Origin of the sequence: Micromonospora sp. WMMD558 (assembly GCF_049315255.1) — a bacterium.
Classification (GTDB): Bacteria; Actinomycetota; Actinomycetes; order Mycobacteriales; family Micromonosporaceae; genus Micromonospora.
This window is the reverse complement of sequence record NZ_CP186061.1, coordinates 5,290,747-5,302,261: the sequence shown is the minus strand read 5'-3', so window position 1 is coordinate 5,302,261 and position 11,515 is coordinate 5,290,747. Positions and strand designations below refer to the sequence as shown.

The following is an 11,515-nucleotide window of genomic DNA, read 5'->3' as shown; positions in this document are numbered from 1 at the left end:
CGTCGGCACGCCTTCGGGTGGCGGGCCGGCGGCGGCGCGGCCGGTGACGGGATGCCGGAAGGATCAGATCCAGCCCAGCCGGGCGGCCTGGAAGGCCAGTCCGGGACGGGTGTCCACCCCGGCGACCGCCATCAGGTCGGCGAGCCGCCGCTGCACGGTACGGCGGCTCACGCCGAGCTGGGACGCGATGGACTTGTCGGGCACGCCGGCCACGAAGAGCGACAGCAGCCGTGCCTCGTCGGCCCCCGGCCGGTAGCCGTCCGCTCCGGACGGCGGCGCCGGGGTGGACGAGTTGAGTGGCGTCGCCATGAGCCAGTGGCTCTCGAAGAGGGCGAGCAGGGCGTCGAGGAGTTGACTGCGGCCGATGACCGCGGCGGTCGGCTCGCCGTCGCCGCGCTCCGGCACCAGGGGACAGATCGCCGTCCGTCCGTCCACGATGGCCAGCCGGACCGGGAGCCGGTCGAGGACGCGGGCGTGCTCGCCGGCGCGTACGCCCCGCTCGATGTCCTCCAGCCCGCCCGGTTCGAGGAGCATCGCCCGTTCGTAGATGGCCCGGTAGCGGACGCCGCGGGCCAGGGCGTCGAACTCCTCGGTGTTCTCCTGGCCCGGCATCGCGATGGGGTTCGCCCGGCAGAACCAGAGCACCTCGACCCGGGCGTTGTTCTGCAGGTCGCGCAGCCGCTCGCGAAGCACCCGGGCGCCGGTGACCACCTCCACCAGGTGGTCGGCGTCGTGCCGCCGCATCCCGGCCCGGTACTCCTCGGTCAGTTGGGTGACCGCGGCGCGGGCCGACTCCAGGGCCTCCTGCCGGCGCAGCAGCGCCTCGCCGAGCGGTACGTCCGGCGCCAGCGGCCGCAGCGGCGCGTCCGGCTGCGGCCCGGTCGGCAGCACCAGGCCCTTGTCGCGCAGCGCGTCGAGCTGCGCGAGGACCTCGGCGCGTGGCCGGCGCAGCCGTTCGACCAGCTCGCCCACCCGGGCGGTGGTGAGCTGGACGAGACAGCGGTAGAGCTGCTCCTCGTCCGGGGTCAGACCGATCACGTCCAGCACGGGGCAGAACTGTACGACCCCGCCCGCCGGGCTCTCACCCGGTGTCGCCGGCTGGTCAACTGTCGGGGCCCGCGTCTACTGTCGGGTGCTGTGCTGGAAGAGCTGCGCATCACCGGGCTGGGCGTCATCGAGGACACGACGCTGCCGCTGACCGGCGGCATGAACGTCATCACCGGCGAGACCGGCGCGGGCAAGACGATGGTGGTGACCGGTCTCGGTCTGCTCTTCGGCGGGCGGGCCGACGCCGGCCGGGTCCGGGCCGACCCCGGCCGCGCGGCGGTCGAGGGCCGGCTGCGGCTGGCCGGCAAGGTCGCCGACACCGTGCACGCCCGGATCACCGACGCCGGCGGCGAGCCGGACGAGGACGGCTCGGTGCTGCTCAGCCGCACGGTGACGGTGGAGGGGCGCTCCCGCGCCCATCTGGGTGGCCGCAGCATGCCGGTGTCGATGCTCGCCGAGGTGGGCGAGCAGGTGCTCGCCGTGCACGGCCAGTCCGACCAGCTGAGGCTGCTGCGCCCGGGCGAGCAGCGCGCCGCGCTGGACCGGTTCGCCGGCGCCGAGCACGAGAAGCTGCTCGACGCGTTGCGTGAGGCGTACACCCGGTGGCGGTCGGTGGTCGACGACCTGGCCGACCGGCGGCGCAACGCGCGTGAGCGCAACCAGGAGGCCGACCTGCTGCGCCTCGGCCTGGACGAGATCACCCGGGTCGACCCGCAGCCGGGGGAGGACGACGAGCTGAAGGCGGAGGCGCAGCGCCTGGAGCACGCCGAGGGCCTGCGTACGGCGGCGCAGCTCGCCCAGCACTGCGTGGCCGGCGGCGTGGAGGCCGCCGACGACACCCCGGATGCGACCACCCTGCTCGGCACCGCCCGCCGCACCCTGGAGGCGCAGGCCGGAACCGACCCCGCGCTCGGGGAGTTGGCGACGCGGCTGGAGGAGGCGGCGACCCTGGTCGCGGACGTCTCCGCCGAGCTGTCGGCGTACCTGGCGGGGCTGGACGCCGACCCGGCGCGGTTGCAGGTGGTCTACGAGCGGCGGGCGGCGCTGCGCGCGCTCACCCGCAAGTACGCCGACGACGTCGACGGGGTGATCGCCTGGGCGGAGCGGGCCCGGACGCGGCTGTCCGACCTGGACACCTCCGACGACCTGCTCGACGAGCTGGACCGGGAGGCGTCCCGGCTGGCCGGTGAGGTCGCCGACCTGGCGGGCCGGGTGTCGGCGTCCCGACAGGAGGCGGCGGGGCGGTTCGCCGCGCAGGTCACCGAGGAGCTGGCCGGCCTGGCCATGCCGCATGCGCGCGTCGAGGTGGTCGTGCTGCCCCGCCCGGCTGGGCGGTCCGAGCCGAGCCTGCCGGTCAACGGCGTCGAGGTCGGCGTCGGGCCGGACGGCGGCGACGAGGTGGAGTTGCGGCTGCTCGCCCACCCGGGCGCGCCGTCGCTGCCGTTGCAGCGGGGCGCCTCCGGCGGCGAGCTGTCCCGGGTGATGCTCGCCATCGAGGTGGTCTTCGCCGGCTCGGGCGGGCCGCCCACGCTGGTCTTCGACGAGGTGGACGCCGGGGTCGGCGGCCGGGCGGCGGTCGAGATCGGCCGGCGGCTGGCCCGGCTGGCCCGCAGTCACCAGGTGCTGGTGGTCACCCACCTGCCGCAGGTCGCCGCGTTCGCCGACCGGCACCTGGTGGTGGCGAAGGACACCGGCGGCGCGGTCACCACGAGCGGGGTCCGCGTCGTGGAGGACACGGAGCGTGCCCGCGAGCTGGCCCGGATGCTCGCGGGTTTGCCCGATTCCGATCTGGGTATCGCGCACGCGGAGGAGCTGCTGGCCGTGGCGGCGCGGGAGCGGCGGGGGTAGCGCCGGGCGGATTGTGACCACAGGCACACCGACCTGCGCCGTAGTGTGCTTCCCTGGACAGGCGGCCCTGCTCAGGCATGTCGCGCCGGAGATGCCTGCCTCACATGCCAGGATGGTCACGATGCGTCTACCCACGTTGCGCCGGACGCGGCCCGCGGAGCCGGGCCGGATCGTCGGCACCGCGCGCCTCGACCGCCGGACCAAACGCCTGGTCGGGCGGCTCCGCCCCGGTGACATCGCGGTCATCGACCACGTCGACCTGGACCGGGTCGCCGCCGACTCACTCGTCGCGGTCGGTGTCGCCGCCGTGCTCAACGCCAAGCCGTCGGTGTCCGGTCGCTACCCCAACCTGGGGCCGGAGGTGCTGATCAGCGCCGGCATCCCGCTCCTGGACGACCTGGGGGAGGGCGTCTTCGAGCAGATCCGCGAGGGCGACACCGTCCGGATCGAGGGCAACACCGTCTACGTCGGCGAGGAGCCGGTGGCGCACGGCGCCCTCCAGGACGCGGAGTCCGTGGCGAAGGCCATGGCCGACGCCCGGGAGGGGCTCTCGGTCCAGTTGGAGGCGTTCGCCGCCAACACCATGGACTACCTGAAGCAGGAGCGGGACCTGCTCCTCGACGGCGTCGGCGTGCCGGACATCCGCACCGAGATCCAGGGGCGGCACTGCCTCATCGTGGTCCGTGGCTACGACTACAAGGCCGACCTGGACGTGCTGCGCCCGTACATCCGGGAGTTCAAGCCGGTGCTCATCGGCGTGGACGGCGGGGCGGACGCGCTGGTCGAGGCCGGCTACACGCCGGACATGATCATCGGCGACATGGACTCGGTCACCGACGACGTGCTGCGCTGCGGCGCCGAGGTGATCGTGCACGCGTACCCGGACGGGCGGGCGCCGGGGCTGGCCCGGGTCAACGGCCTCGGTGTGCCGGCGGTCACCTTTCCCGCCGCCGCCACCAGCGAGGATCTGGCGATGCTGCTCGCCGACGAGAAGGGCGCCTCGCTGCTGGTGGCCGTCGGCACGCACGCCACGCTCGTCGAGTTCCTCGACAAGGGCCGGGGCGGCATGGCGTCGACGTTCCTCACCCGTCTGAAGGTCGGCGGCAAGCTGGTCGACGCCAAGGGCGTGAGCCGGCTCTACCGGCAGAGCATCTCCGGGTCCTCCCTGCTGCTGCTGGTGCTCTCCGCGATCGCCGCGATGGCCTCGGCCGTGGCGGTCTCCACCGTCGGCAAGGCGTACCTGGGCGTGGTCTCCGAGTGGTGGAACAATTTTGTGTTCCAGCTGGAACGGCTCTTCTGACGCCGCTCCACCGACAAGAGGCTGCAGGTGTGATCAACTTCCGGTACCACGTGGTGTCCCTGACCGCGGTCTTCCTGGCGCTCGCGATCGGCCTGGTGGTCGGCACCGCCGCGCTGAACGGCCCGGTGGCCGACTCCCTGAAGGAGACCGTCAACGGGCTGCGCAAGGACAACCAGCTCATGCGCCAGGCGGTCAACAACATGGAGGAGGAGCTGGCCCGGGAGGAGGACTTCGCGGCCGAGATCGCCGGGGTGGTCCTGCCGGGCAAGCTCAGCGGCAAGCGGGTGCTGGTGCTCAGCCTGCCCACCGGGCGCGACCACACCGAGGGTGTGATCAAGATGCTCCAGCTCGGCGGGGCCGACGTGACCGGCCGCATCGACCTGCAGGACAAGTTCATCAACCCGGACAACAACAACGACCTGCTGGAGCTGGCCGTCACCGCCGCCCGGCCCACCAGCGCCCCCACCGCCAACCTGCCCGGCAACGGGCACGGCGTGGAGACCTCCAGCGCCCTGCTGGCCACCGTGCTGCTCGACCGGGCGCCCGGCGCGACACCGGTCAGCGAGGCCGACCGGCGGGCGGTGCTGGCCGCGTACACGAACGCGAACTACCTCACCACCTCCGAGCGGGTCACCGCCTCCGCCGAGGCGGTCGTCGTGGTCAGCGGCCAGCCGTACGTCGACAAGGACTCGGCGAAGAAGGACGAGTCGGTGGTCAAGGTCGCCGAGCAGTTCGACCGGACCGGCGCGATCGTCGTGGCCGGCAACGGCTCGGCCGGGGGAAACCTGGTGGCGTTCGTCCGGGGTGACGCCGTGCTGGCCGAGTCGATCTCCTCGGTCGACAACGCGAACACCGTCCAGGGCCAACTGGTCACCGCGCTCGCGCTGGTGCAGCAGCTCACCGAGAAGAAGGCCGGGCAGTACGGCGTCGGCGACAACGCCACCTCCCTGCTGCCTAGACTGCCCCAGTGAGCGACGCATCCACCCCGGTGTCCGGTCCGTCCACCCCCGTCCGAGAGGGGGGCGGCGTGAGCGAGCGTGCCGAGCGAACCGTCAGGCACGGCAGGCGGGCGTCCCGCGCGATCGCCGAGCGGAGCGAGGTGACGGCGTGAGGCTGCTCGGTCGGATCCTCGTCGCCGGCGCCGGCGCGGCAGTCGCCCGGTACGCGCTGCGCGAGGTGCGTACCTCCCCGGCCGGCCCGGCGCTGGAGCGGACGAACTTCCGCGGCCGCACGGTCACCCTGGCCGCCGGCCCGGCGCTCGCCGCCGGCGCCGCGGCGGCCGGCGCGTTCGGCGCCGCCGGCGGCGCGGCGGGCGGGGCGGCCCTGGTCGCCGGGCTGGGCGCCGGGGCGGTGGGCCTCTACGACGACGTGGTCGGGGCCCGGCCCGAGCAGAAGGCCGCCAAGGGCTTCGCCGGGCACCTCGCCGCGCTGCGCGAGGGGCGGGTCACCGCCGGCCTGGTCAAGATCGTCGGCGTGGGGGCGGCCGGGCTCGGCGCCGCCGCGCTGCTCGCCGCCGACCCGACGGTCGCCCGGCACCGGCGCCGCCAGCGGCAGGGCGCGGTGGGGCGCGGCGTCGACGTGCTGCTCGGCGCGGGCGTCATCGCCGGCACCGCCAACCTGCTCAACCTGCTCGACCTGCGGCCGGGCCGGGCACTGAAGTCGGGGCTGCTGGTCGGCGCCCCGCTGCTGCCGGGGCCGCAGGGCGGAATCGCCGCCGGCGCGGTCGGCGCCGCCGCCGGCCTGCTCCCCGCCGACCTGGGCGAGGACGTGATGCTCGGCGACAGCGGCGCCAACGCGCTGGGTGCCCTGCTCGGCGTCACGCTCGCCGCCCGCACCGGGCCGGTCGGCCGGGCCGGGTTGCTCGCCGTCCTCGCCGGGCTCACCGCCGCCAGCGAGAAGGTCAGCTTCACCCAGGTCATCCAGCGGACCCCCGGGCTGCGCGAGCTGGACGCGCTGGGCCGTCGCGCCGACTGACGTGACGACTCCGGCACCCCTCGCCGGCGCCGGCCGCGTCGCCGGAGCGGCCGCGCTGATCGCCGCCCTCACGGTGGTGAGCCGGCTCGCCGGCTTCGGCCGCACCGCGGTCTTCACCTGGGTCGTGCAGGAGAGCGACCTGGGCGGCATGTACGTGATCGCCAACACCGTCCCGAACATCGTCTTCGAGATCGTGGCCGGTGGCGCCCTCGCCAGCCTGGTGGTGCCCCTGCTCGCCGGAGCGGTCGCCGCCGGCGACCGGCGGGCCGTGACCGCCACGACCGGTGCCCTGCTCACCTGGACCGTCACCCTCCTCGTGCCGCTGGCGGTGGTGGTGGCGCTCCTCGCCGACCCGATCGTCGCGCTCATCAGCGAGGGGCGGTCCGACGCGGAACTGGCGGCCGGCGCGCGGATGCTGCGGGTCTTCGCGCCGCAGTTGCCGCTCTACGGCATCGGCATCGTGCTGACCGGGGTGCTCCAGGCGCACCGCCGGTTCGCCTGGCCGGTCATCGCGCCGCTGCTGTCCAGCGTCACCGTGATCGGCGTCTACCTGACGTTCGGTGCCGCCGAGGGGCGCGCCGTGAGCGTGGCGCGGGTCAGCCCGGGCGGTGAGCTGATCCTGTCCGCCGGGACCACGCTCGGTGTGGTGGCGCTGTCGCTCTCCCTGCTCATCCCCCTGCGCCGCCTACGGCTGCGCCTGCGCCCCGGCTTCGCGTTTCCCGCCGACGCCCGGGCCCGCATCGGCGGGTTGGCCGTGGCCGGTGCCGTGACCGTCACGGCCCAGCAGGTCGCCCTGGTCGTGATGCTCAACCGGGTCTCCGGCGGCCCGACCGGCTCGCCGCAGGTGTTCAACCTGGCCCAGACCATGTACCTGCTGCCGTGGGCCGTCCTCGCGGTGCCGCTGGCCACCGCCGCGTACCCGGCCCTCGCGGCGGCCGCGGCTGGCGGCGAGGAACGGCGGTACCGGCGCACGGTCGCGGACACCACCCGGGGTGTCCTGCTGCTCAGCTGCCTCGGGGCGGCGACCCTGGTCGGCACCGCGGTGCCGGTCGGCCACTTCTTCCCGCTCGACCCGGAGGTCACCGCGGCGGCCATCGTCGGCTTCGCCCCCGGGCTCGTGGGTTACGGCCTCTTCGCGGTGCTCTCCCGCGCGCTCTACGCCCACGGCGCCACCCGACCGGCCACCGCCGCCATCAGCGTCGGCTGGCTCGTGGTGCCGCCGGCGGCCGTGCTGCTCGCCGCGGTGTTCCCGGTCGCCGACCGGGTGCCGGCGGTCACTCTCGCCAACTCTGCGGGCATGCTGGTGCTGGGTGCCCTCCTGGTCGTCGCGGTCCGGCGGACGGCCGGCGCCGCGGCGCTCGCCGGCTTCGCCCGGGCGGCGGTGGCCGGGTCGGCCGGCGCGGTGCTGGCCGCCCTCGCGGGATGGGCGGTGTCCCGGTGGCTCGCCGCCGTCGGGGACGGCACCCCGGGCGCACCGGCGGCACTCGTACAGGGCATGCTGTCCGGTGTCCTGGTCGGCGCCGTGTTCCTCGCGGTGGCCTGGACGCTGGACCGGCCGGACGTACGACCGCTGCTCGCCGGGGTGCTGCGGCGCCTCGGGCGGGCCCGCCGGGGGGCGAACGAGGCCCCGGACGGCGGGACGCAGCAGGACGGGGTCCCCCCGGAGCGGGGCGACGGGAAGGAGACGGTGTCCCGGTGACGGAACCGACCTCACGCGCCGGCTGGCGCGGCACGGTCGCCCTGCTGCTCGCCTCCAGCACCGGTGGTGTCGGGCAGCACGTCCGTTCGCTGGCCGCCGGCCTCACCGCGACGGGCACCTCGGTGCTCGTCTGCGGCCCCGCGGCGACCGAGGAACAGTTCGGCTTCACCGGCGTCGGCGCCCGCTTCCAGGCGGTGGAGATCTCGGCCAGCCCCACGCCCGCCGACGCGCGCGCGGTGGCGGCGCTGCGCCGGGCCCTCGCCACCGACCCGGTCGACGTGCTGCACGCCCACGGGCTGCGCGCCGGGCTGGTGGCCGTCCTCGCCCGGCCCGCGGTTCCGCTGGTGGTCACCTGGCACAACGCCGTGCTCGTCGGCGGGCTGCGGGGGAGCGTGTCGCGGCTGGCCGAGCGGGTCGTCGCCCGGGGAGCCCGGGTCAGCCTCGGCGCCTCCGCCGACCTGGTCGAGCGCGCCACCGGGCTGGGCGCGCCGGACGCCCGGCTCGCGCAGGTGGCCGCGCCGACGCTGCCCGCGCCGCGACGCCGCCGCGAGGCGGTCCGCGCCGAGTTCGGCGTCGGCCGTGACCAGCCGCTGATCCTCTCGGTCGGTCGACTGCACCCGCAGAAGCGGTACGACGTGCTGGTGGACGCCGCCGCGCGGTGGCGTACGCGGACGCCGGCGCCGGCGGTGGTGATCGCCGGCAGCGGCCCCGCCTACCTGCAACTGGCCGCCCGGATCTCCGCCGCCCGGGCACCGGTCACCCTGCTCGGGCACCGCACCGACGTGGCCGACCTGCTCGCCGGGGCCGACCTCGCCCTGGTGACCAGCGACTGGGAGGCCCGGCAGCTGTTCGCGCAGGAGGCGATGCGGGCCGGCGTACCACTGGTGGCCACGGCGGTCGGCGGCCTGCCGGAGCTGGTCGGCGACGCCGCCGTGCTGGTGCCGCCGGGCGACGTCGACGCGATCGACGACGCCGTGCGCGGCCTGCTGGACGACGCCCCGCGCCGGGCCGAGCTGGGCCGGCTCGGTGCCGCCCGCGCGGCGACCTGGCCCACCGAGACGGAGACCCTCGGCCAGCTCACCGCGCTCTACGCCGAGCTGACCTCGGACGCGGCCGGCCCGACGGCCCCCGACGCCGACGCCCCGTCGACGGGACGCCGGTGATGCTGCGCCGACTCGCCCCGGTCCTGCTGACCCTCCTCGTCGTGGCGCTCGGTGTCGCCGCCCTGGCCGCCCGCCCGGCCAACCGCACACCGGAGCGCACCGCCGACTACGTGGTCCTGGTCGGGGTGGCCGGGCTGCGCTGGGACGACGTCGACCCGGAGACCACGCCGACCCTGTGGCGGATGGCCCGCGACGGCTCGATCGGCTCGCTGTCGGCGCGTTCGGCGCACCGGCCGACCTGCCCGGTGGACGGCTGGCTGACCCTCGGGGCGGGCAGCTTCGCGGCGTGGCCCGGCAACCGGCCCGCCGGCGCCTGCCCCGCCACGGACGTCGTCGTGGAGCGGCCGGACGGCATCGGCGCGAACCTGCCCGACCAGGAGAGCGTGGTCCTGCACAACCAGGAGCGGCTGCCGTGGGGGGCGGTCCCCGGCTCCCTGTCCGAGTCCGTGCGCTGCTCGGTGGCGGTCGGTCCGGGCGCGGCGGTGGCCGCGGCGCGGCCGTTCGGGCGGGTGGACCGGTACGCGCCGGAGCTGCCGGCCGACCCGTCCGGCCTGCTGCGCTCGTGCGTGCTCAGCATCGTCGACGCCGGCACGGTCGCCGGCGACGACCCGGCGACCCGGGCCGCGGCGGCCCGCGCCGCCGACACGCGGCTCGCCCGGGTGCTGGCGGCCCGCCCACCCCGCTCCCTGGTGATCGTCGCCGGGGTGTCGGACACCGAGGCGCCGTCCCGGCTGCACGTCGCCGTCGCGCACGGCCCGGGCTGGGAACGGGGCTGGCTGACCTCCCCGACCACTGCCCGGGAGGGGTACCTGCAACTGGTCGACCTCGCCCCGACCGCGCTGACCGCGCTGGGCCGGCCGCTGCCCGAGCGGCCGTTCCTCGGCCGGCCCGCCGAGCCGCTGGGCGGCCGGCCCGCCGACCTCGCCGCCGCGATCGCCGGTCCGGCCGACGCCGACCGGGAGGCCGCCGCCCAGCGTGAGGTGGCCGGCTGGTTCTTCGGCCTCCTCGCCGCCGCCCAGGTGGCGCTCGGGGTGGCGGTGCTGCCGCTGCTGCGCCGGGCCCGCCGGCACGCCGGCCCGTACGGCCCGGAGCCGGTGTCCCGGCGGGTCGTGGCGGCGGTGGAACTGCTGCTCGTCGGCGCCGCTCTCGCCGTACCCGCGGCGCTGCTGGCCGACCTGGTTCCCTGGTGGCGTGGCGACCACGCCGGGGTGTGGTTCGCCGCCGCCACCGTCTCGCTGGTGGTCGCGGCGACGGTGCTGGTGCGGTCGCTGCCCGGGTACGCGAGCACTCTCGGCCCGCTGGGCGCGGTCGCCGGTCTCGCCACCCTCACCGTCGGCGCGGACGTGCTGACCGGTGCCCGCCTCCAACTCAACGCGGTGGTGGGCTACTCGGCCCTCGAGGGCGGCCGGTACGCGGGCCTGGGCACGGTGGGGCTCGGCGTGCTGCTGGCCGGCGCGCTGCTCACCGGCGGCTGCCTCGCCCAGCGGGTCCGCCGGTCCTGGCGGCCGATGGTGGTGGTGGCGGTCGGCGCTCCCGCCGTGGTGCTGGTCGGCAGCCCGTACCTCGGGGCGGACTCGATCGGCGCGGTCGCGCTGACCGCCGGGGTGAGCGTCGCCGCGGCGATCAGCGCCGGCGGTTGGTTGACGCTGAGCCGGCTCGCGTGGGCGGCGATGGCGGGGCTGGCCCTGACCATCGGCGTCGCCGTCGTGGACGTACGTCGTCCGGTCGCCGAGCGCGGCAGCCTCGGCCGGTTCCTCGCCGCGATCGGCGACGGCACCGGCGGGCTCACCGTCCACCGGTCCGGCGCCGCCAACGTCGAGACGCTGGTCGACAGCCCGCTGACGGTGCTCGCGGTGGCCGGCGCCCTGCTGGTCTGGTTCGCCCTGTTGCAGCCGTGGGGTGGCCTGATGCGGCTCTTCGGCATCTACCCGGCGGTGCGGGCGGCGATGGCCGGCACCGCGGTGGCGGCGGTGATCGGCGGGGTGCTGGGCGGGTCGGCGCTCGACGTGGCCGGTGCGGCCGCCGCGCTGGTGGTGCCGATGGCGGCGCTGGCCTCGCTGCGGGTGCTCGACCACTCCACCGACCGGACGAGGCCGGAGACCGCCCGCGACGGCGGTCCGGCCGGGGGCGGCGCCGGCCCGGCCGATCCCGGTGACGGCCCGGGAAGCGGCGGCCCGCGGCGGGACGGCGCGCCCACCGGTGGCGGCCCGGCGGCCGGTCACCGGACCGAGGCCCGGGACGCCGACGCCCGGGGCGGGGCCGGGACGGGCCCGGCGACCGGGGGCGCGGACGCCGGCGGGTCGGCCGGTGCCGCCCCGGCAACCGGCGGGCGGATCCCGACCGCGCGGGCATCGAGCGAGGTCACGACCGGCTGACCGGCGGGCGACACCCGGCGCTCGACGCGGGTGCGCCCGGGCCCGGCGGCCGGCGAGGTGTTACCGTGGAATCCCGTGGATCGCGTGATCACTTGGTTGATCGGCACGG

8 protein-coding genes are annotated in these 11,515 nt (G+C 76.4%); 7 read left to right on the top strand and 1 reads right to left on the bottom strand.

The window, feature by feature from the left end; translation table 11 throughout:
- Positions 1–63: 63 nt before the first annotated feature.
- Positions 64–1,047 (bottom strand): helix-turn-helix domain-containing protein, encoded by a 984-nt coding sequence (locus ACN26Y_RS25265; RefSeq protein ID WP_155332656.1) that lies wholly within the window; start codon positions 1,045–1,047, stop codon positions 64–66.
- A gap of 90 nt (positions 1,048–1,137) precedes the next feature.
- Here ACN26Y_RS25265 and recN point away from each other — a divergent pair, with 90 nt between their 5' ends.
- From recN to ACN26Y_RS25230, 7 genes are all read left to right on the top strand, one after another.
- Positions 1,138–2,895, top strand: a complete 1,758-nt coding sequence (gene recN / locus ACN26Y_RS25260; RefSeq protein ID WP_155332655.1) for a DNA repair protein RecN — start codon at positions 1,138–1,140, stop codon at positions 2,893–2,895.
- Between the two features lie 121 nt (positions 2,896–3,016).
- Positions 3,017–4,195 (top strand): putative cytokinetic ring protein SteA, encoded by a 1,179-nt coding sequence (gene steA / locus ACN26Y_RS25255; RefSeq protein ID WP_155332654.1) that lies wholly within the window; start codon positions 3,017–3,019, stop codon positions 4,193–4,195.
- A 29-nt stretch (positions 4,196–4,224) separates the two neighbouring features.
- Entirely contained in the window at positions 4,225–5,166 is a 942-nt protein-coding gene (locus ACN26Y_RS25250) for a copper transporter (RefSeq protein WP_155332653.1), read from the top strand.
- A gap of 136 nt (positions 5,167–5,302) precedes the next feature.
- A complete protein-coding gene (locus ACN26Y_RS25245) occupies positions 5,303–6,169 on the top strand; it encodes a hypothetical protein (protein WP_422733639.1) in 867 nt (288 codons plus the stop codon).
- 1 nt (position 6,170) lies between these two features.
- Positions 6,171–7,868, top strand: coding sequence for a murein biosynthesis integral membrane protein MurJ (gene murJ, locus ACN26Y_RS25240; RefSeq protein ID WP_422733638.1), 1,698 nt, complete (start codon positions 6,171–6,173; stop codon positions 7,866–7,868).
- A complete protein-coding gene (locus ACN26Y_RS25235) occupies positions 7,865–9,031 on the top strand; it encodes a glycosyltransferase family 4 protein (protein WP_155332650.1) in 1,167 nt (388 codons plus the stop codon). The genes murJ and ACN26Y_RS25235 overlap by 4 nt, the downstream gene beginning before the upstream one ends.
- Positions 9,031–11,406 (top strand): hypothetical protein, encoded by a 2,376-nt coding sequence (locus ACN26Y_RS25230; protein ID WP_422733637.1) that lies wholly within the window; start codon positions 9,031–9,033, stop codon positions 11,404–11,406. The genes ACN26Y_RS25235 and ACN26Y_RS25230 overlap by 1 nt, the downstream gene beginning before the upstream one ends.
- Positions 11,407–11,515: the final 109 nt, after the last annotated feature.